Raw genomic sequence first — 20,412 nt, 5'->3', positions numbered from 1 at the left:
TCACCGCACCCATATGAAGAGGCTGACGAAGACCAGCAGGCCGATCAGCATAACGAAGGCGTAGAGGGCGATGGAGCCATTTTGCAGCTTCACCGTCTGGGCCGAGGCGTCGGCGGTGAGGGCGGCCAGACCGTTGGGCACGCCATCTATCACCTGCTCGTCGCCGAAGCGCCAGGCGAACCGCGCCAGCCGCAAGGTGGGGCGGACCAGCAGCGCGTCGTACAGCTCATCAAAATACCATTTATTGAGCAGAAATCTGTACACCGGGGCACAGGCCTGGGCGAGCCGCCCCGGCAAGGCGGGAATGACCAGATAGAACAGCACCGCGACCAGCAGGCCGAGAAGGGCCATGGCCAGCGGCGCGCTGGATGCCCAGCCGGGAATACCGCCCAGATGATACATCGGCGAATGGGCGGCGACCTGGATGGAATTGCCCCAGAAGACGAGGGAGCGGCCGCCGATGAAATCCGGGGCCAGCGCCATGCCGCTGCCGAACGCCCCCACCGCCAGCACGATGAGGGGCAGCAGCATCACCGCCGGGCTTTCATGCACGTTTTCCTCGACATGCCTGGGCATGCGCGAGCGGCCGGTGAAGACCAGGAAGAACAGGCGCGACGTGTAGAAGGCGGTCAGCCCCGCCGCGAGCACCCCGCACACCCAGCCATAATGGGCGATGGGCGTATGCGCGGCCAGCGCCGCGTCCAGGATCGCATCCTTGGAATAATAGCCGGAGAAGGGCGGGATCGCCATCAAGGCCAGCGAGCCGATGAGCATCATCGCGCAGGTGACCGGTAGCCGGCTGCCCAGACCGCCCATCAGCCGCACATCTTGCTCCCCGGCCACGGCATGGATGACCGAGCCGGCGGCGAGGAAAAGCAGCGCCTTGAACATGGCATGGTTGATGAGATGGAACATCGCCGCCGGATAGGCGCCCAGCCCCGCGGCCAAAAACATGTAGCCCAGCTGGGAACAGGTGGAATAGGCGATGATGCGCTTGATGTCGTTCTGCACGCAGCCGATGGTGGCGGCGAAGAAGGCGGTGCTGGCGCCGATGAAGACGATGAACCCCATCGCGACCGGGGCCTGGTTGATCAGCGGCGACATGCGCACGACCATGAACACCCCCGCCGCCACCATGGTCGCGGCGTGAATGAGGGCGGAGATGGGGGTGGGGCCCTCCATGGCGTCCGGCAGCCAGGTATGGAAGAAAAGCTGGGCGGATTTACCCATCGCGCCGAGGAAGAGCAGGAAGGAGATGATCTCCAGCACCGGCAAGGGCGCGCCGAAGAGCATGAAATCCTGGCCGGCATGGCTGGCGGCGGCGGCGAAGATGCCGTCCAGATTCACCGTGCCGAAAATGAAATAGGTAAGCGCGATGCCGACGGCGAAGGCGAGGTCGCCGACACGGTTGACGATGAAGGCCTTGATGGCGGCGGCGTTCGCGCTCGGCCGGTCGTACCAGTAATTGATGAGCAGATAGGAGACGAGGCCCACCCCTTCCCAGCCGAAGAAAAGCTGGACGAGGTTGTTGGCCGTCACCAGCATCAGCATCGCGAAGGTGAACAGCGAGATATAGGACATGAAGCGCTGCGGCGTCTTGTCATGCGCCATGTAGCCCACGGAATAGATGTGGATCAGCAGCGAGATGACGCTGACCATCACCACCATCACCAGGCTCAGCTGGTCCTGGCGCAGGGTCCAGCCCGGGGTGAGCTGCCCCACCTGGATCCAATGAGCGATCGCCAGGGGGGGCATGACGCCGACGCGATAGGCGGCGATGGCCGCCGCCGCGGAGACGACCATGAAGACGATGCTCGCGGCGATGGAAAGCTGGCGGCCCAGCCAGGGCCGGGCGACGCCCGCGAGGATGGAGCCGATGAGCGGCGCGAAAACGGCGATCAAGCTGTACATCTTCAGCCCTTCATCAGCGTCACGTCCTCGACCTCGATCGAGCCGCGATTACGGAAATAGATGACCAGGATGGCGAGGCCGATCGCCGATTCGGCGGCGGCGACGGTGAGGACGAACATGGTGAAGACCTGCCCCACCATGTCGTGCAGAACGCCGGAAAACGCGACAAAATTAAGATTGGCCGCAAGGAGGATCAGCTCGATCGACATCATGATGACGATGACGTTCTTGCGGTTCATGAAGATGCCGAACACGCCGATGACGAGCAGCATGGCCGAGACGACGAGGTAATGGGAGACCGGGATCGTCATCACGAATGCTCCTTTTCCGGCGCCGCTTCCGGCAGGGCGGCGCCCTGTCCCAGCTGGGCGCGCACCAGCGCCAGGGTATCCTCCGGCTTGCGGGCGTGCTGGGCGGCCAGATTCTGCGCGCGCGCCGGGCGCGGCTTGTCCCGGTGGGTGAGGACGATGGCGCCGATCATCGCCACCAGCAGCACCACCCCGCCCAGCTGGAAGAGCGGCAGATAGGCGGTATAGAGCAGATTGCCGAGCGCCGCCGCGTTGGTGAGGTTATCGGGCATGGGGAACAGCCGGTAGGCGCCGCTGGCCGGGGCGATGGCCCAGCTGCTGGCGATGAAGACCAGCTCGACGAACATGATGAGCGCCACCAGCGCCCCCACCGGGGCGTAACGCTGAAATCCCTCCTGCAAGGCGACGAAATCCACATCCAGCATCATCACCACGAAGAGGAACAGCACCGCCACCGCGCCCACATAGACGATGGCGAGGATGAAGGCGAGAAACTCCGCCCCCGCGAGGAGAAACAGCACGGCGGCGTTAAGAAAGCCGAGGATGAGGAAGAGCACCGCGTGCACGGGGTTGCGGCTGGTCACCACCATCACCGCCGAGGCCAGCAGAATGAAGGAGAACAAATAAAAAGCGAGGTTTGCGATCATGTCTGCTGCCCTTACCGGTACGGCGCGTCCAGTTCGAGACGCTTGGCCAGTTCCGGCTCCCAGCGATCCCCATTATCCAGGAGTTTGGCCTTGTCGTAGAACAGCTCCTCCCGCGTTTCGGTGGCGAACTCGAAATTCGGCCCCTCGACGATCGCGTCCACCGGGCAGGCTTCCTCGCACAGCCCGCAATAAATGCATTTCGTCATGTCGATATCGTAGCGCGTGGTGCGGCGGGAGCCATCCTCGCGCGGCTCGGCCTCGATGGTGATGGCCTGGGCCGGGCAAACCGCCTCGCACAGCTTGCAGGCGATGCAGCGCTCCTCCCCGTTGGGGTAGCGGCGCAGCGCGTGCTCGCCCTTGAAGCGCGGGCTGATCGGGTTCTTCTCATACGGGTAGTTGATCGTCGCCTTGGGTCGGAAGAAATAGCGCAAGGTGATCATGTGGCCGACGATCAGCTCCCAGGTCACGAGCGCCCATGTCCAACGAATTCTGCTCATGCTCGCGCTCCGTCACGCATGGGGAAACCATCCGAAATATTCCATCACCCCGGCCACCGCGACGAGATAGACGAGCGAGACGGGCAGAAACACCTTCCAGCCCAGTGCCATCAGCTGGTCATAGCGCACCCTGGGTAGGGTGCCGCGCACCCAGATGAACACGAACAGGCAGATGCAGATCTTCAGCAGAAACCACAACACGCCGGGAATCATCGTGAAGGGCGCGAAGGGCAGCGGCGAAAGCCAGCCGCCGAGGAACAGCGTGGTCGTCATGCCGCTGATGAGGATCATGTTGGCGTATTCGCCGAGGAAGAACAGCGCGAAGGACATGGCGCTGTATTCCACCATGAACCCGGCGACCAGCTCCGACTCGCCCTCGGCGAGATCGAAGGGGGCGCGATTGGTTTCGGCCAGGCCGGAGATGAAGAAGATGACGAAGACCGGAAACAGCGGCACCGCGTACCAGAACTGCTTCTGGCTCAGCACGATCTGGGTGAGATTCTGGCTGCCCGCCAGCAGGATGACGGTGACGATGACGAAGCCCATGGAGACCTCGTAGGACACCATCTGCGCCGCCGAGCGCATCGCCCCCAGAAAGGCGTATTTGGAATTGGAGGCCCAGCCCGCGATGATGATGCCATACACGCCGAGCGATGAGACGGCGAAGAGGTAGAGCACGCCGACATTGATATCGGCGATGGCCCAGCCCGCGTTCACCGGAATCACGGCCCAGGCCATGACCGCCAGGCCGAAGGTGATCATCGGCGCGAGGACGAAAAGCAGCCGGTCCGCCCCGTCGGGGACGACGGTCTCCTTGGTCAGCATTTTCAACGCGTCGGCGAAAGGCTGCATGAGCCCGAACGGCCCGACCCGGTTGGGCCCCTTGCGCACCTGGATAGCGCCCAGCACCTTGCGCTCGGCATAGGTGAGATAGGCGACGCCGATGAGCAGCGGCACCACCAGCGCCAGCGTCTTCAAAACCGTCAGGATGACGAAGCCGGTAGTGCTGTCCCAGAACCCGGTCATTCCGCGGCCTCCGCCAGGGCGGGACTATGGGCGGCAACGCAGGCCGCCATGGTCGGGCTGGCGCGGCTGATCACATCCGTCTGATAATAATTGGCGAAAACCGGGGCGAAGGGCTCCGTCCCCAGCGCGCCCGCCCCGGCCGGGCCGGCGGCATCCGTGCCGGCGAAGCGGCGGAACCCCGCGGCGAAGACCGGATAATGCGCCTGCAAATGCGCCCGCAACTCCTCCAGCGTATCATAGGGCAGCGCATGGCCGAGCCAGGCGGAGACGGCGCGCAATATCCGCCAATCCTCCCGCGCCTCGCCAGGGGGCTTCACGGCGATGTAACCCTCCTGCACCCTGCCCTCCGTGTTCACGTAGGTGCCATCCTTTTCCGTGTAGGCGGCGCCGGGCAGGATCACATCCGCGCGCGCCGCGCCCACATCGCCGTGATGGCCCTGATAGATGACGAAACTCCCGGCGGGAATGTCGCGCACCGCCGGCACGTCCACGCCCAGCAGCCAGAGCACCTCCGCGCCTCCGCCCAGCATCGCCTTGGCGTCCAGCCCGCCCGCGCCGGGGAGAAAGCCGAGATCCAGCGCGCCGGCGCGCGCCGCCGCGTGATGCAGCAGGTTGAAGCCATGCCAGCCGGCGTTGAGCATGTTGAACTGCGCCGCCAGCCGCCAGGCGGCGGCGTGGATGGCGGCGCCGTCCGGCCGCGCCAGCGCCCCGGCGCCCAGGATGAGCATGGGTTTTTTCGCCGCCTTCAGGATCTCGGCAAAGCCGTGCCTGCCGTCCAGCAGCGCCTGGATCGCCTCTGGCCCCTCACCGAGATGCTCATATTTATAGGTCAATTCCCGCGCCGGGCCGATCAGCCCGGCCTGGAACCCGCCCGCCAGCCAGCGCTTGCGCAGGCGGGCGTTGAGCACCGGGGCCTCATGGCGGGGATTGCTGCCGATGATCAGCAGCGCGTCCGCCTCCTCGATCCCGGCGATGGTGGTGTTGAACAGATAAAACGCCCGGCGCGAGGTGTCGAATACCGCGCCATCCGTCCGGCAGTCGATATTGGCCGAGCCCAGCGCTGCCATGAACTCCTTGAGGGCCAGCATGGATTCCACATCCGCGAGATCGCCCGCCAGCGCGCCAATTTTCTCCGGCGCCGCCGCCTTCATCCGCGCGGCGATGGCGGTGAACGCCTCCTCCCAGCTGGCGGGGCGCAGCTTGCCGTTTTCGCGCAGCCAGGGGCGGTCGAGCCGCCGCCGCTTCAGCCCATCCATGGCGAAGCGGGATTTATCACCCAGCCATTCCTCGTTGATCTCGTCATTGAGACGGGGGAGGATGCGCAGCACCTCGGCCCCGCGCGCATCGACGCGGATGCTCGAGCCCAGCGCGTCCAGCACATCCACCGAATCCGTCTTACGCAACTCCCAGGGGCGGGCGACGAAGGCGTAGGGCTTGGAGGTGAGCGCCCCGACCGGGCAAAGATCGATGATATTGGCGGAAAGCTCGGAGCTCAGCGCCTTCTGCACATAGGTGCCGATCTCCATATTCTCGCCCCGGAAGGTGGCCCCCAGCTCGGCCACGCCCGCCACCTCGGTGATGAACCGCACGCAGCGGGTGCAATGGATGCAGCGCGTCATCGTGGTTTTGACCAGCGGCCCCCAATCCGGCTGGGCGACGCTGCGCTTATCCTCGGTATAGCGGGAATAATCGCGGCCATAGGAAACCGCCTCGTCCTGCAAGTCGCACTCGCCGCCCTGGTCGCAGATCGGGCAATCCAGAGGGTGGTTGATGAGCAGGAACTCCATCACCCCGCGGCGGCCACGGCGGACCATCTCGGTATCCGTATGCACCACCATGCCATCCGCCACCGGCTGGCCGCAGGAGGCCACCGGCTTGGGCGGCATCTTCTCGATCTCCACCAGGCACATGCGGCAATTGCCGGCGATGGAAAGGCGCTCATGGTAGCAGAAACGGGGGATTTCCACCCCCGCCGCCTCGCAGGCCTGGATGACGGTGGAACCGTCCGGAACCTCGACCTCGATTCCGTCAATGGTGAGTTTGGCCATGGCTTACTCCGCCGCCTGCGCGACCGGCGCGGGCGCTCGATAATCAGCGGCCCGGGCCTCGACCTCGGGGCGGAACGCCCGCATCAGCCCCTGGATGGGCCAGGAGGCGGCCTCGCCGAAGGCGCAGATCGTGTGGCCGGCCACCTGGGTCGTCACCTGTTCCAGCAAATGAATATCGGCGAGCGTCGCCTGGTTGCGGACGATGCGGTCCATCTGGCGCATCATCCAGCCTGTGCCCTCACGGCAGGGGGTGCACTGGCCGCAGCTCTCATGCTTGAAGAATTTGGAGAGCCGCCAGATCGCCTTCACCACATCGGCGGATTTATCCATGACGATCACCGCCCCGGAGCCGAGACCGGATTTCACCGCCGCCAGGCTGTCGAAATCCATCAGCTGGGTGTCGGCCATCGTCTTGTTGAGCACCGGCATGGAGGCACCGCCCGGAATGACCGCGTGCAGATTGTCCCAGCCGCCGCGCACCCCGCCCGCATGTCTCTCGATCAGCTCCTTGAGCGGAATGCCAAGCTCCTCCTCGACATTGCAGGGATTGTTGACATGGCCGGAGATGCAGAAAATCTTGGTGCCCGCGTTTTTCGGCCGGCCCAGCCCGGCGAACCAGGCCGCGCCCCGGCGCATGATGGTGGGCACCCCCGCGATGGTCTCGACATTATTCACCGTCGTCGGACAGCCATACAGCCCCATCGCCGCCGGGAAGGGCGGCTTCATTCGCGGCATGCCCTTCTTGCCCTCCAGACTTTCCAGCAGGGCCGATTCCTCGCCACAGATATAAGCCCCCGCGCCGCGTTGCAGCACGATGTCGAAATCCCAGCCCGACCCCGCCGCGTTCGCCCCCAGCAACCCGGCCTCATACGCCTCGTCGATCGCCGCCTGCAGGCGCTGCGCCTCGTTGTAATATTCGCCGCGTATGTAAATGAACGCCTTGTGCGCGCCCATGGCGAAGGAGGCGATGAGCGCGCCCTCGATCAGCTTATGCGGCTCGTTGCGGATGATATCGCGGTCCTTGCAGGTGCCGGGCTCCGATTCATCGGCATTGATGACGACGTAAGAGGGCCGCCCGCCGCTCTCTTTGGGCATGAAGGACCATTTCATGCCGGTGGGAAACCCCGCCCCGCCGCGCCCGCGCATGCCCGAGGCCTTCATCTCCTCCACCAGCGCATCCCGCCCCCGCGCGAGGATGGCGGCGGTGTCATCCCAATCCCCGCGCGCCCGCGCGGCGGCGAGCCGCCAATCCTGCTGGCCGTAAAGGTTTTGATAGATGCGGTCGGAATCCTTCAGCATATGCTCACTCCGCGGAACCGGGGGCCGAAAGCAGCGTCGTCTGGCCGGAGGCCGGGGCTGTGGATGTGCGCCCGCCCAGCGAGCCGGCGGGCGGCGGCGGCTTGCCCGCCTTCAGATCGCCGAGCAGCCCCTCCACGCGGGACGCGTCGAGATCCTCGTAATAATCGTCGTTGATTTGCAGGATCGGCGCGTTGACACAGGCGCCGAGACACTCGACCTCGCGCAGGGTGAACAAGCCGTCCGCGCTGGTCTCGCCGAAATCCGCCACGCCGGCCGCCTTCTTGCAGGCGGCGACGATGTCATCCGAGCCGCGCAGCCAGCACGGCGTGGTGGTGCAGACCTGCAGATGATATTTACCGACCGGCCGCAGATTATACATCGTGTAGAAGGTGGCCATCTCATAGACGCGGATGGGCGCGACACCGAGAATCTCAGCCACCTTGTCCATCGCGGCGCGGGGCAGCCAGGCCGAGCCGGTCTGCGCCGCCATCTGGCGCTGGGCGATGTCGAGCAGCGTCTTGACCGCGCTCATCTGCCGCCCCTCGGGATATTTGGCGATCGCCTTTTTAACGAGATCCATATTCTCGTCGGTGAAGGCGAAGCTGGTCGGGTCTGCTTGGATGCTGCTCACCGGTCGATCTCACCAAAAACGATGTCGAGCGACCCGAGGATCGCCACCATATCCGCCAGCATGTGGCCTTTGCACAGGGTTTCCGCCGCCTGCAGATGCGAGAAGCCGGTGGGGCGGATCTTGCAGCGATAGGGCCGGTTGGTGCCATCTGCCTGCAAATACACGGCGAACTCTCCTTTGGGAGCCTCGACCGCCGTATAGGTCGCCCCCGCGGGGACGTGATAGCCCTCCGTATAGAGCTTGAAGTGATGGATCAGCGCTTCCATCGAATGCTTCATCTCGCCGCGCGTGGGCGGGGTGATCTTGCGGTCCTGCACCTTGACCGGGCCGGGTTTGATCTTGTCCAGCGCCTGGCGGATGATCTTCACGCTCTCGCGCATCTCCGCCATGCGGACGAGATAGCGATCGTAGGAATCGCCATGCCGGCCGACCGGAACCTCGAACTCGACCTCGGCATATTTGTCGTAAGGCTGGGCGCGTCGCAGATCCCAGGCGACGCCGGAGCCGCGCAGCGAGGGGCCGGTGAACCCCCAGGCCAGCGCGTCGGCGGCGGAGATGACGCCGATATCCACCGCGCGCTGCTTCACCACCGGGCTGCCGCTGAGCAGCTTGTCCATCTCGTCGAGAAAGGCCGGAAACTGTTCCGTCCATTCCCTGATCCCGGCCTCCATCCCGGCGGGCAAATCCCGCGACACTCCGCCCGGGCGGAAATAATTGGCATGGAAGCGCGCGCCGGAGGCATGCTCATGAAAGATGAGCAGCTTTTCCCGCTCCTCATACATCCACAGGCTGGGCGAGATCGCGCCGCAATCCAGGGCGAAATGCCCGACATTGAGAAGATGATTCAGCACCCGGGTGATCTCGGCGAACATCACCCTGATCCATTGGGCGCGCTCCGGCGCCTGCACGCCGAGCAGCTTCTCGGTGGCGAGGGCGAAGGCATGCTCGCAGGCCATCGGCGAGACGTAATCGAGACGGTCGAAATACGGCACCGCCTGCAGGTAGCTCTTATACTCGATCAGCTTCTCGGTACCGCGATGGAGCAGCCCGACATGCGGGTCGCAGCGCTCGATCACCTCGCCATCCATTTCCAGGATCAACCGCATCACGCCATGGGCGGAGGGATGTTGCGGCCCGAAATTGACGGTATGGGTTGTGACCTCATACGCCTTGCTATGGGGCAGGGCCTCGCTCATGGCCGGTGTCTCCTGTCCACCTTCTCGTCGCCGGGAAGCAGGGTCATGCCCTCCCATGGGGAGAGGAAATCGAAATTGCGGAATTCCTGGGTGAGCCGGACCTTGTCATAAACCACTTCCTTGCGGTCCTCGTCGTAACGCACCTCGACATAGCCGGTGAGCGGAAAATCCTTGCGCAACGGATAACCCTCGAACCCGTAATCGGTGAGGATGCGGCGGTGATCCTCCAGCCCGTCGAAGCGGACGCCAAACAAATCCCATATCTCCCGCTCCCACCAGGGGGCGCAGGGCCAGAGGGAACTCACCGAGGCGACGGGATGGGTTTCATCCGTGCGGATGATGACGCGTACCCGCGCGTTGCGGGTGACGGAGAGCAGATTATAGACGATGTCGAACCGCTCGGCCCGTTCCGGATAATCCACCCCGCAAATATCCACGACCTGCTGGAAGGCGAACTGGTCGCGCAGGGTTTTCAACAGGCCGAAGGCCGCCTCGCGCCTGGCCTCCGCCACCAGCTCACCCAGTTCCCGCCGGGCCAGGGTCACGCCCGGCACGGCCGCCAGCGCCCGCAACTCCTCATCCACCGGCGCGGCGGGTTCCGCGGCCGGGGCCTGCGTTCCGTCAGTCACGCAGCACCGTCCCCGTCCGCCGGATTTTCTTCTGCAGCTGCAATATGCCGTAAACCAGCGCCTCCGCCGTAGGCGGGCAGCCGGGCACATAGATATCCACCGGCACCACCCGGTCGCAGCCGCGCACCACCGAATAGGAATAATGGTAATAGCCGCCGCCATTGGCGCAGCTGCCCATGGAGATCACCCAGCGCGGCTCGGGCATCTGGTCGTAAACCTTGCGCAGGGCCGGGGCCATTTTGTTGGTCAGCGTCCCGGCCACGATCATCACGTCCGACTGGCGGGGCGAGGAGCGGGGGATGACCCCGAAGCGGTCGAGGTCGTAGCGCGGCATATAGGCGTGGATCATCTCGATGGCGCAGCAGGCCAGGCCGAAGGTCATCGGCCATAAACTGCCGGTGCGCGCCCAGTTCACCGCCTTGTCGAGATTGGCGACGATGAACCCCTTGCCGGCCAGCTCGCCGGTGATACCCCTGACGACCGCGTCCTGCTCCGCCCCGGCGGGCAAAGCCTCGCGATTCCAGGCGAGTTCAGGGTCTTGCGCGGCTGTGCTCATGCCTTCACTCCCAATTCAAAGCGCCCATATTCCATTCATAGATAAAGCCGATGGTCAGCACCGCCAGAAATCCCATCATCGACCAGAAGCCGAGCAGGCCGATATGGCCGAGCGACACGGCCCAGGGAAATAAAAACGCGACCTCGACATCGAAAATGATGAACAGGATCGCCACCAGATAATAGCGCACGTCGAAGCGGCGGCGGGCATCGCCAAACGCCTCGAAGCCGCATTCATACGCGTCCAGCTTGTCCGGATAGGGCTTCTGCTTGGCCGCGAGAAAGGAGCCGCCAACAAAGGCGAGTCCCAGCACCATGGCCAGAACCGCGAAAACGAGAATCGGAAAGTACTGGGCCAGATCCAGCTGCACTTGCTCATCTCCTAGATCGCGCGGGCCGCCGGAGCAGTGCCCATGATTATCAATCAGCCGTGTCGCACCGCGGCAACCCCCGGTCAAGGCCGTCTCCGGGGGGCAGCCATGCCGCACCACCGCCGCCCGCGATTCGGTTATCTCCCAAACCATTGGGCCAAGCTATTAAATTTTTTCCAAAAAATGGCGCGAGTGACGGGGTTCGAACCCGCGACCTCCGGCGTGACAGGCCGGCGCTCTAACCAACTGAGCTACACCCGCGTGCGGTGTGCCGGGCATGTACTGGGCAATCCCGCCAGCGTCAAGCCGGCGCCATGCCCCAATTCAACAACTTTAAGGAGGAAACGTATGGGCGGTGACGGTTTCGAACCGCCGACCCTCTCGGTGTAAACGAGACGCTCTACCGCTGAGCTAACCGCCCGCAGGGAAAACCCGGGCGCGACCTTCGCTCCGGCTTTCCCGAGGCTGCATTCAGTTGACGGCGTCTTTCAGCGTCTTGCCCGGCTTGAAGCGGACGGAGGTGGAGGCGGGAATCTCGATCTCCTCTCCGGTGCGGGGGTTGCGCCCCTTGGAGGCCTCGCGCGCGGTGGTGACAAAGCTGCCAAAACCCACCAGCCGCACCTCTTCCTTTTTCTTCAACGTATTCTCGATCGCGCCGAACACGGCGTCCACCACCTCGGCGGCCTTGGCCCTGGAGAGATCGGTCTCCTCCGCCACGGCGGCGATCAGATCATTTTTATTCACGAGTAAACTCCCTGCTATCAGGTTGAGGGTGAGGGGCGCGTCCGCGATTCCGGCGGACGGCCACAAAAAAGGTGGCGCGCGTAGATAGCGACAACGCGCGCCACCCGTCAAACATCGCCGCCCCGTTTAATGGGGGAGCGAGGCCGGAACGCCGCTTTCGGGCGCCTTCGCCATTTCTTCCGGCGCTTCATCCCACTCGATCGGCTCCGGCGAGCGCACCAGCGCCTTGCCGATGACCTCGTCCACATGGCTGACCGGGATGATGGTTAGGCCCTTCTTCACATTATCGGGAATTTCAACCAGATCCTTCTCGTTATCCTTGGGAATGAAGACGGTGGTGATACCCGCGCGCAGCGCCGCCAGCAGCTTCTCCTTCAACCCGCCGATCGGCAGCACCCGGCCGCGCAAGGTGATCTCGCCGGTCATGGCGATGTCCCGGCGCACCGGAATGCCGGTGATGGCGGAGACGATGGAGGTGGCCATGGCGATGCCGGCGGAAGGTCCATCCTTCGGTGTCGCCCCCTCCGGCACGTGGACATGGATATCCCGCTTGTCCAGGAAGGGCGGCCGGATGCCAAATTGGGTGGCCCGCGAGCGGATATAAGAATATGCCGCCTGCACGCTTTCCTGCATCACGTCGCCGAGCTTGCCCGTCTGGCGGATGGCGCCCTTGCCCGGCAGGAGCACGCTCTCGATGGTGAGAATCTCGCCCCCCACCTCGGTCCAGGCGAGGCCGGTGACCACCCCCACCATATCCTCCGCCTCGGTCTCGCCGTAGCGGAACTTGGGCACGCCGGCGAATTTCTGCAGGTTGCGCTTGGTGATCGCCACCTTTTTGGTCTTTCCGGTGCCGATCTCCTTCACCGCCTTGCGGGCGAGATTGGCGATCTCGCGCTCAAGGTTGCGCACCCCCGCCTCGCGGGTATAGGTCCGCACCAGCTCCAGCAGCGCGTCGTCGGAGACCGACCACTCATCCTTCTTCAACCCGTTCGCCTCGCTCTGCTTGGGCAGCAGGTGACGCTTGGCGATCTCCACCTTCTCATCCTCGGTATAGCCGGGGATGCGGATGATCTCCATGCGGTCCAGCAGCGGCTGGGGCATGCGCAGGCTGTTGGCGGTGGTGACGAACATCACATCAGAGAGGTCGTAATCCACCTCCAGGTAATGGTCCGCGAAGGTCGCGTTCTGCTCCGGGTCCAGCACCTCCAGCAGGGCGGAGGCCGGGTCGCCCCGCCAATCCGCGCCCAGCTTGTCGATCTCGTCCAGCAAAAAGAGCGGATTGGAGGTCTTGGCCTTCTTCATGCCCTGGACGATCTTGCCGGGCATGGCGCCGATATAGGTGCGGCGGTGGCCGCGGATTTCCGCCTCGTCCCGCACGCCGCCCAGCGACATGCGGACAAATTGCCGCCCCGTCGCCTTGGCGATGGATTTGCCGAGCGAGGTCTTACCGACGCCGGGCGGCCCAACCAGGCAGAGAATGGGGCCGCGCACCTTGGGGCTGCGCGCCTGTACCGCCAGATATTCGACGATGCGCTCCTTGATCTTGTCCAGCCCGAAATGGTCGGCGTTGAGGATTTTCTCCGCCTCGACCACGTCGTTCTTGATCTTGCTCTTCTTTTTCCAGGGGATGCCGACCAGCCAGTCGAGATAATTGCGCACCACCGTCGCCTCGGCGCTCATCGGGCTCATCGAGCGCAGCTTCTTCAACTCGGCCAGCGCCTTCTCGCGCGCCTCCTTGGAAAGCTTGGTCGTCTTGATCTTCTCTTCCAGCTCGGCGAGTTCGTCCTTCCCGTCCTCGCCCTCGCCCAGCTCCTTCTGGATCGCCTTCAGCTGCTCGTTGAGGTAATATTCCCGCTGGGTCTTCTCCATCTGCCGCTTGACCCGGTTGCGAATCTTCTTCTCCACCTGGAGCACGCCGATCTCGGCCTCCATATGGCTGAACACCCGCTCCAGCCGCTCGGCCGTGCTGTCCAGCTCCAGCAATTCCTGCCGGTCGGAGATCTTCAGCCCGAGATGGCTGGCGACCGTGTCCGCGAGCTTGGAGGCGCTCTCGATCTGGTTAACCGAAACCAGGACCTCGGGCGCGATCTTCTTGTTCAGCTTGATGTATTGCTCGAACTGGGCGACGACGGTGCGGCTCAGCGCCTCCACCTCCTTGGTGTCCTCGCCTTTATCCTCGACCGGCTCGGCCTCGACCTCGAAAAAATCATCGGAGGCTTTGAATCCGGTGATCCGCGCCCGCCGCAGCCCCTCCACCAGCACCTTCACCGTGCCGTCCGGCAGCTTCAGCAATTGCAGAATGGTCGAGACGGTGCCGACCCGGTAGATATCATCCGGAGCGGGGTCGTCCTGGGTGGCGTTTTTCTGCGCGACCAGGAGAATCTGCTTATCCTCGCGCATGGCGCTTTCCAGCGCGCGCACGGATTTCTCGCGCCCCACGAAGAGCGGCACGATCATATGGGGAAACACCACGATATCGCGCAGCGGCAGCACCGCGAGCGTATCTTGGGGTGATCCTGGTTTGGTGACGTCTGACATATCAGCTTCCTTTACTCTCCCGCCTGCCCTCCATAGGCACAGGCCGGGGCGCCGCTCATGCGGCCACCCATCTCATATCGGCAATCATTCGTCCGGCCGCAAGCCCGGCGGCCGGCCAGACGCGCAGATCAGGACGCGTTTTCCGAGCGTTTCTCGGAGTAGAGATAAAGCGGCTCGGCGCGGCCCTCGGCCACCTCGCCGCTAATCACCACCTCCGAAACTCCTTCCAGCCCCGGCAGCTCGAACATGGTGGAGAGAAGAATCCCCTCCATGATCGAGCGCAGGCCGCGCGCCCCGGTCCTGCGCTTGATCGCCCGGTTGGCCACTACCTTGAGCGCGTCCTCAGTGAAGGTGAGCTTCACCCCCTCCATCTCGAACAGCCGCCCATATTGCTTGACCAGCGCGTTCTTGGGCTTGGTGAGAATCTCGATCAGCGCCGCCTCGTCCAGATCCTCCAGCGTGGCGACCACCGGCAGGCGGCCGATGAATTCGGGGATCAAGCCAAATTTAAGCAGATCCTCCGGCTCCACATCCCGCAGGATCGCGCCGGTGCGCCTCTCATCGGGGCTGCGCACATCCGCGCCGAAGCCGATGCCCGAACCCTTGCCGCGGCTGGAGATGATCTTTTCCAGCCCGGCGAAGGCCCCGCCGCAGATGAACAGGATGTTGGTGGTGTCCACCTGAAGAAATTCCTGCTGCGGATGCTTGCGCCCGCCTTGCGGCGGCACGGAGGCCACCGTGCCCTCCATGATCTTCAGCAGCGCCTGCTGCACGCCCTCGCCCGAGACATCCCGCGTGATCGAGGGATTGTCCGATTTGCGGGAAATCTTATCCACCTCATCGATATAGACGATGCCGCGCTGCGCCCGCTCGACATTGTAATCGGCGGCCTGGAGCAGCTTGAGAATGATGTTCTCCACATCCTCGCCCACATAGCCCGCCTCGGTCAGCGTCGTCGCGTCCGCCATGGTGAAGGGCACGTCGAGAATCCGGGCCAGGGTCTGCGCCAGCAGGGTCTTGCCCGAGCCGGTGGGCCCGACCAGCAGAATGTTGGATTTGGCGATCTCGATGTCGTTATTCTTGGTCGCGTGGGAGAGGCGCTTGTAATGGTTATGCACCGCCACCGAGAGCACGCGCTTGGCGTGCGCCTGGCCTATGACATAATCATCCAGCACCTTGCAAATCTCGCGCGGCGTCGGCACGCCATCCCGCGCCTTCACGAGATGCGTCTTATGCTCCTCGCGAATGATATCCATGCAGAGCTCGACGCATTCATCGCAGATGAACACGGTCGGGCCGGCGATGAGCTTGCGCACCTCATGCTGGGACTTGCCGCAAAAGGAGCAATAAAGCGTATTTTTCGTGTCGCCCGATTTACTGGTCATAGCCACTCCACAACCCGCGTCGCATGAATAAGACTAGCCCCCCAGACCAGAGGGTACAAGCGGCGGGATTTTTGCTAAATATTGCGGCTTTTCAGCCATATAAGTTAAAAGCCCAGGCATTCCCACCCGTTTTAGCCGCGGGCGGTCTCAAAAAAACGCAAAAAACCGGCCCATCCACGGCGGATGGCGGCCGGTTTCGTCGCCCCGACCCTATCCCCCGCGCTCAACCTGCGGTGGAATCGCCCTTCGGCGCCGCCTCGTCCTTGCCCGGCAAGGGCTGGGATTTGACCACCTCATCCACCAAGCCGAAATCCTTGGCCTCTTCAGCCGACATATAGGTATCGCGCTCCAGCTTGGCCTCGATGGCCTCAAGAGGCTGGCCTGTGTGTTCGACATAGATCTGGTTCAGCCGCCCGCGCAACTTGAGAATCTCGCGGGCCTGGATCTCGATATCCGTGGCCTGGCCCTGCGCGCCACCCGAAGGCTGATGCACCATCACGCGGGCGTTGGGCAGGGCGAAGCGCTTGCCCTTGGCCCCGGCGCAAAGCAGCAAGCTGCCCATGGAGGCCGCCTGGCCCATGCACACGGTGGAAACCGGCGAGCGGATATATTGCATCGTGTCATAAATAGCGAGGCCGGAGGAGACCACCCCGCCCGGGCTATTGATATAAAAGGAGATCTCCTTGTTGGGATTCTCGCTTTCAAGAAACAGGAACTGGGCGCAGAGCAGCGAGGAGACGACGTCGTTGACCTGGCCGGTGAGAAAAACGATCCGCTCCTTCAGCAGCCGGGAATAGATGTCGTAAGAACGCTCCCCGCGCGCCGTCTGCTCCACAACCATCGGCACGAGGTTATTATTATAGATTTCAACCGGATCACGATCCCACATATGTATTCAGTCCTTTATCCCGCATGACCCCTCGGGCCGTCTCAGGCCCAAGGGTAGAGCATCTTTCCGGTTCGTCCAGATGGGGTCACGCCTTGGCCGGCTCCTCGGGCTCCTTGGCCAGCTCCTCAGGCGTCACGCTCACCTCCTCCTGCCTGACCTGGCCGAGCAGAAGGTCGATGACCTTATCCTCGAAGATCGGACCGCGGAAACGCTCCATCGCCTGCGGGTTCTTGCGGAAAAATTCCACCACCTGCATCGCCTGGGCGCCATAGCGCATCGCCTCGTTGAACATGGCGCGCTGCATCTCCTGCTCGCTCACCTGCACGTCATGGGCGCGGCCGATCTCCGCCACCAGCAGGCCCAAACGCACCCGCCGGTCGGCGATGGCGCGGTACTCCGCCTTCAGCGTCTCCTCATCCTTGCCCGCATCCTCGGGGTCCTGCTCGCCCGCCGTCTTTTCCGCCTCCACCTGGCGCCAGATGGCCTCGAACTCGGCCTCCACCAGCGAGGCGGGGGCGGTGAACTCCGCCTTCGCGGCCAGCACGTCCAGCAGGGCCCGCTTGAGCCGCGCCCGGGTCAGGCCCTCATATTCGCGGCCGATCTGCTCGCGCACCCGCTCCTTCAGCTGCTCCAGGCTTTCCAGCCCCATCGCTTTGGCCAGCTCGTCATCAATGGCGGGGACTTCCGGCACGGCCAGCTCTTTGGCGCTGATTTCGAATTCCGCCGTCTTGCCCGCCAGCTCCTTGGCGCCGTAATCCTCGGGAAAGGTCACGGTGATCGTCCGGGTCTCGCCGGGCTTCATCCCTTCCACCTGCTCGGTAAAGCCGGGAATGAACCCCGGCCCGCCGATGATCAGCGCCACATCCTGGGCAGCGCCGCCCTCGAAGGGCACGCCCTCGATCCGGCCGACGAAATCCACCTTGAGCTGCTCGCCCTGGGCGGCGGCGCGGGGCTCCTCCACCGGCTTGAAGCTCTGGCGCTGCTCGGCCATGCGGGCCAGCGCCTTGTCCACCTCGTCCTCGCTTACGGCGGCGACAGGCTTGCTCAGCGTCACCTCCGTCAGGTCGGGGAGCGCCACCTCGGGCAGCACTTCCATCTCGACGGTGAATTCCAGGTCCGAATCCTTGCCCGGCTTGGTGATCTCGAGCTTGGGCTGCATCGCCGGGCGCAGCTTGTGCTCAGAGAGCAGCTGGCTATGCGCGGTGTTCACCGTATCCTCCAGGATCTCGGCGGCCACGGCGTCTCCATAGCGCTTGCGCACCAGATTCAGCGGCACCTTGCCCGGGCGGAAGCCAGGCATCTGGATGGTTTTGCTCAGCTCGGCCAAACGCTGCTCTCGCTTGGCGGCCAGCTCGGGTCCGGGAACCACGACCGTGTAGCCGCGTTTCAAGCCATCGGAGAGCGTTTCGGTAACCTGCATGGACGAACAAACCTCAACAAAAACAAATCATCTGGCCTGAAATGGTGCGGGCGGAGGGACTTGAACCCCCATGGCTTTCGCCACCAGAACCTAAATCTGGCGTGTCTACCAGTTTCACCACGCCCGCCTCAGGCCACGCGGAAGCCGCGCCGCATAGCGCGAGTTTCAGCATTTCACAAGCTTGCCCCTCGTCTATCCGCGCGAAACCGATTAATTCCGGGGCATGGACCGGCAACGCCCCCCCATTTCCCGCCAGCCCGCGCGCCCCCGCCGCCGCTGGCCCGCCATCCTGCTCTGTATCCTGCTCCTACTCATCCTCTTGCCGCTGGCGGCGCTCGGCGTCTTCATCGCCCGGTTCAACCCCAACAGCTACGCGCCGCAGATCATCGCCGCCCTGGAGCAGGCGACGGGCCGCACCCTCACCCTGGGCGGGCCGCTGCGGCTGCGCCTTTCTCTCACCCCCACCCTCACCGCCAACCGCATCAGCCTTTCCAACCCGCCCGGCTTCGCGAGCCCATCCCTGCTCACCCTGGATGAGGTGCAGGCGCAAATCGCCCTGCTGCCCCTGCTGCGCCACCGGCTGGACATTCTCAAACTAAGGCTGGAAGGGCCGCAACTCTATCTGGAGCGCGACGCGGCCGGGCGCGCGGACTGGGATTTCGCCCGACCCGCCCCGCCCCCCGGCGGCGGCGCCCCGCCCGCGCCACCATCCCGCGGCTACAGCCTGGCGCTGGAGGCGGTGGAAGTGGATAACGGCCGGATCATCATCCAAACCCAAGGCCAGACGCCCGCCATCATTCAGCTCACCCGCCTTACCGGCCAGGCGGCCTCGCTCACCGCGCCGCTGCGCCTCTCCGGCGCCGCCGCCATCGGCGCCGCGCCGCTGACGGTGCAGGGTCTCGTCGGCCCGGTGGCGCGGCTCACCGGCGGGGCGGGGAACGAACCATGGCCCGTGGATCTCACCCTCGGCTTCGCCGGCGCCAGCGCCCGGCTGCAAGGTGCCGTGGCGCGGCCGCAAAACGCGCGCGGCTATGACCTCACCCTCACCGCCGCCATCCCGGCCCTGGAGGCCATAGGCGCGGCCCTGCCGCCGGGCCTCACCGGCGGGCTGGCTTTGCCGGCCCTGCACCAGGTCAGCGTCTCGGCGCGGATCACCGACCAGAATGCCCCCCTGCCCGCCATCACCAACGCCTCGGTCAAGGCGGGCGCGTCCGATCTTTCGGCGCTGCGCTCCGGCCTCAGCCTCACCACCCTCGATCTCGAACTCCCTGCCCTCACCCAGCCCGTCACCTTCACGGCGGCGGGAATGATGGGGGCTCTGCCCTTCGCCATCCGGGCGAGGGCGACCGCGCCCAGCGCCTTCCTCGCTCCCGCCCTGCTCCCCGCCAGCGCGCCCCCGGCGGCGAGCTTCAGCGAAACCCTCCAGGCCAGCCTCGGCAATGCCAATCTCACCCTCAATGGCGGCATCGCCACCCCGCGCGGCCTGAGCGGCGCCGCCCTCGCCCTTACCCTCGACATTCCCGATCTCGCCGCCCTTTCCCCCGCCGCCGGCCAGGCCCTGCCCGGCTGGAAAAACATCGCGGTGCGGACGACGCTCATCGACCCCGGCGGCCAGGGGCTGGCCACCGCCCTCGGCGCGGACAGCCTGACGGCGACGATGGATAACGCCAGCTTCGGCGGCGATGCGAGCCTCACCCTCAAGCCCCGGCGCCGGCTGGAACTCGATCTCGCCATCGCCAATGCCGATTTCGACAAGCTGTTGGCCGTCCTGCCCCAGCCCCAGCCAAGCCCGCCCGGCGCCGCGGCGGGCGCCCCGCCCGCGAGCGCCCCGGCGCGGCTCATCCCGGCCTATCCGCTTCCCCTCGCTTTGCTGCGCGGAGCCAGCGCCGATATCCAGCTGAGCGCCACGCAATTCACCCTCGGCCATGCCAATTACACCGCGGTGCAGGGCCACGCGGCGCTGAATAACGGCGTGCTGACCATCGCCCCGCTCACCGGCCAGCTTCCCGGCGGGGCGGTTTCGGCCAGCGCCAGCGTCGACGCCGCGCGCGAGCCCGCCGCTGAAACCCTGCGGCTCACCGCGCCCGCCCTGGCGCTCGGCCCGTTCCTGGGCGCCCTCGGCCTGCCGGATGTGGGGGAGGGCACCGTGCAGGCGGCGCTCGACGCCAGCGCCACCGGCGATGATCTGCGCGCCATGGCGGCCTCGGTCTCCGGCCGCCTCGGCCTCGCCAGCGTCAACGGCGTGGTGGACGGCGCGGTCATCGGCCGGCTGTTCGGCGCGGCCCTGCGCGCCGCCGGCCTGCCCGCCAGCCTCGCGG

At 65.0% G+C, this 20,412-nt stretch carries 18 protein-coding genes and 3 tRNA genes; 1 reads left to right on the top strand and 20 read right to left on the bottom strand.

The features are described 5' to 3' along the window. The 20 genes from nuoL to M7H45_RS03760 form a co-directional block, all read right to left on the bottom strand. Window positions 1–1,911: an NADH-quinone oxidoreductase subunit L gene (nuoL, locus tag M7H45_RS03855; RefSeq protein ID WP_298214880.1), complete on the bottom strand. Its 1,911-nt coding sequence runs from the start codon at window positions 1,909–1,911 to the stop codon at window positions 1–3. Between the two features lie 2 nt (window positions 1,912–1,913). Next, window positions 1,914–2,222 carry an NADH-quinone oxidoreductase subunit NuoK gene (gene nuoK / locus M7H45_RS03850; RefSeq protein ID WP_298214878.1) on the bottom strand — a complete coding sequence of 103 codons (309 nt, stop codon included), beginning with the start codon at window positions 2,220–2,222 and terminating at the stop codon, window positions 1,914–1,916. Then, window positions 2,222–2,866 (bottom strand): NADH-quinone oxidoreductase subunit J, encoded by a 645-nt coding sequence (locus M7H45_RS03845; protein ID WP_298214876.1) that lies wholly within the window; start codon window positions 2,864–2,866, stop codon window positions 2,222–2,224. The genes nuoK and M7H45_RS03845 overlap by 1 nt, the downstream gene beginning before the upstream one ends. Window positions 2,867–2,877: 11 nt before the next feature. Continuing rightward, window positions 2,878–3,363: an NADH-quinone oxidoreductase subunit NuoI gene (gene nuoI / locus M7H45_RS03840; RefSeq protein ID WP_298214874.1), complete on the bottom strand. Its 486-nt coding sequence runs from the start codon at window positions 3,361–3,363 to the stop codon at window positions 2,878–2,880. A gap of 12 nt (window positions 3,364–3,375) precedes the next feature. Continuing rightward, window positions 3,376–4,389, bottom strand: a complete 1,014-nt coding sequence (gene nuoH, locus M7H45_RS03835; protein ID WP_298214872.1) for an NADH-quinone oxidoreductase subunit NuoH — start codon at window positions 4,387–4,389, stop codon at window positions 3,376–3,378. Next, window positions 4,386–6,437, bottom strand: coding sequence for an NADH-quinone oxidoreductase subunit NuoG (gene nuoG / locus M7H45_RS03830; protein WP_298214870.1), 2,052 nt, complete (start codon window positions 6,435–6,437; stop codon window positions 4,386–4,388). Before nuoG ends, nuoH begins: the two co-directional genes overlap by 4 nt. A gap of 3 nt (window positions 6,438–6,440) precedes the next feature. Then, window positions 6,441–7,736 carry an NADH-quinone oxidoreductase subunit NuoF gene (gene nuoF / locus M7H45_RS03825; protein ID WP_298214868.1) on the bottom strand — a complete coding sequence of 432 codons (1,296 nt, stop codon included), beginning with the start codon at window positions 7,734–7,736 and terminating at the stop codon, window positions 6,441–6,443. Between the two features lie 4 nt (window positions 7,737–7,740). Further along, window positions 7,741–8,367 (bottom strand): NADH-quinone oxidoreductase subunit NuoE, encoded by a 627-nt coding sequence (gene nuoE, locus M7H45_RS03820; protein WP_298214866.1) that lies wholly within the window; start codon window positions 8,365–8,367, stop codon window positions 7,741–7,743. Then, window positions 8,364–9,563, bottom strand: a complete 1,200-nt coding sequence (locus M7H45_RS03815; RefSeq protein WP_298214865.1) for an NADH-quinone oxidoreductase subunit D — start codon at window positions 9,561–9,563, stop codon at window positions 8,364–8,366. The genes nuoE and M7H45_RS03815 overlap by 4 nt, the downstream gene beginning before the upstream one ends. Then, window positions 9,560–10,192, bottom strand: coding sequence for an NADH-quinone oxidoreductase subunit C (locus tag M7H45_RS03810; RefSeq protein ID WP_408832422.1), 633 nt, complete (start codon window positions 10,190–10,192; stop codon window positions 9,560–9,562). Before M7H45_RS03810 ends, M7H45_RS03815 begins: the two co-directional genes overlap by 4 nt. Continuing rightward, window positions 10,185–10,748 (bottom strand): NADH-quinone oxidoreductase subunit B family protein, encoded by a 564-nt coding sequence (locus M7H45_RS03805; protein ID WP_298214863.1) that lies wholly within the window; start codon window positions 10,746–10,748, stop codon window positions 10,185–10,187. The genes M7H45_RS03810 and M7H45_RS03805 overlap by 8 nt, the downstream gene beginning before the upstream one ends. A gap of 4 nt (window positions 10,749–10,752) precedes the next feature. Then, the gene (locus M7H45_RS03800) at window positions 10,753–11,118 is read right to left on the bottom strand and encodes an NADH-quinone oxidoreductase subunit A (protein ID WP_298214861.1); all 366 of its coding nucleotides are present in this window, start codon (window positions 11,116–11,118) and stop codon (window positions 10,753–10,755) included. 184 nt (window positions 11,119–11,302) lie between these two features. Next, window positions 11,303–11,379, bottom strand: a tRNA-Asp gene (locus tag M7H45_RS03795). 88 nt (window positions 11,380–11,467) lie between these two features. Continuing rightward, a tRNA-Val gene (locus M7H45_RS03790) sits at window positions 11,468–11,539 on the bottom strand. Window positions 11,540–11,589: 50 nt separating this feature from the next. Continuing rightward, window positions 11,590–11,862, bottom strand: coding sequence for an HU family DNA-binding protein (locus M7H45_RS03785; RefSeq protein WP_298214859.1), 273 nt, complete (start codon window positions 11,860–11,862; stop codon window positions 11,590–11,592). Between the two features lie 126 nt (window positions 11,863–11,988). After that, the gene (gene lon / locus M7H45_RS03780; RefSeq protein WP_298214857.1) at window positions 11,989–14,400 is read right to left on the bottom strand and encodes an endopeptidase La; all 2,412 of its coding nucleotides are present in this window, start codon (window positions 14,398–14,400) and stop codon (window positions 11,989–11,991) included. A 128-nt stretch (window positions 14,401–14,528) separates the two neighbouring features. Next, a complete protein-coding gene (clpX, locus tag M7H45_RS03775) occupies window positions 14,529–15,785 on the bottom strand; it encodes an ATP-dependent Clp protease ATP-binding subunit ClpX (RefSeq protein ID WP_298214855.1) in 1,257 nt (418 codons plus the stop codon). Window positions 15,786–16,008: 223 nt separating this feature from the next. Further along, complete coding sequence (gene clpP, locus M7H45_RS03770; RefSeq protein WP_298214853.1) at window positions 16,009–16,674, bottom strand: ATP-dependent Clp endopeptidase proteolytic subunit ClpP; 666 nt, start codon at window positions 16,672–16,674, stop codon at window positions 16,009–16,011. A gap of 85 nt (window positions 16,675–16,759) precedes the next feature. Further along, window positions 16,760–18,094: a trigger factor gene (tig, locus tag M7H45_RS03765; RefSeq protein ID WP_298214851.1), complete on the bottom strand. Its 1,335-nt coding sequence runs from the start codon at window positions 18,092–18,094 to the stop codon at window positions 16,760–16,762. Window positions 18,095–18,136: 42 nt separating this feature from the next. Further along, window positions 18,137–18,221, bottom strand: a tRNA-Leu gene (locus M7H45_RS03760). A 96-nt stretch (window positions 18,222–18,317) separates the two neighbouring features. Here M7H45_RS03760 and M7H45_RS03755 point away from each other — a divergent pair. Then, window positions 18,318–20,412, top strand: a 2,095-nt coding sequence (locus tag M7H45_RS03755) for an AsmA family protein (protein WP_298214849.1), incomplete at its 3' end; no start/stop codon positions are given.

This window comes from Acidocella sp. (assembly GCF_027352905.1).
GTDB lineage: Bacteria > Pseudomonadota > Alphaproteobacteria > Acetobacterales > Acetobacteraceae > Acidocella.
The sequence above is the reverse complement of the archived record's forward strand: the minus strand, read 5'-3'. Positions and strand labels throughout refer to the sequence as shown.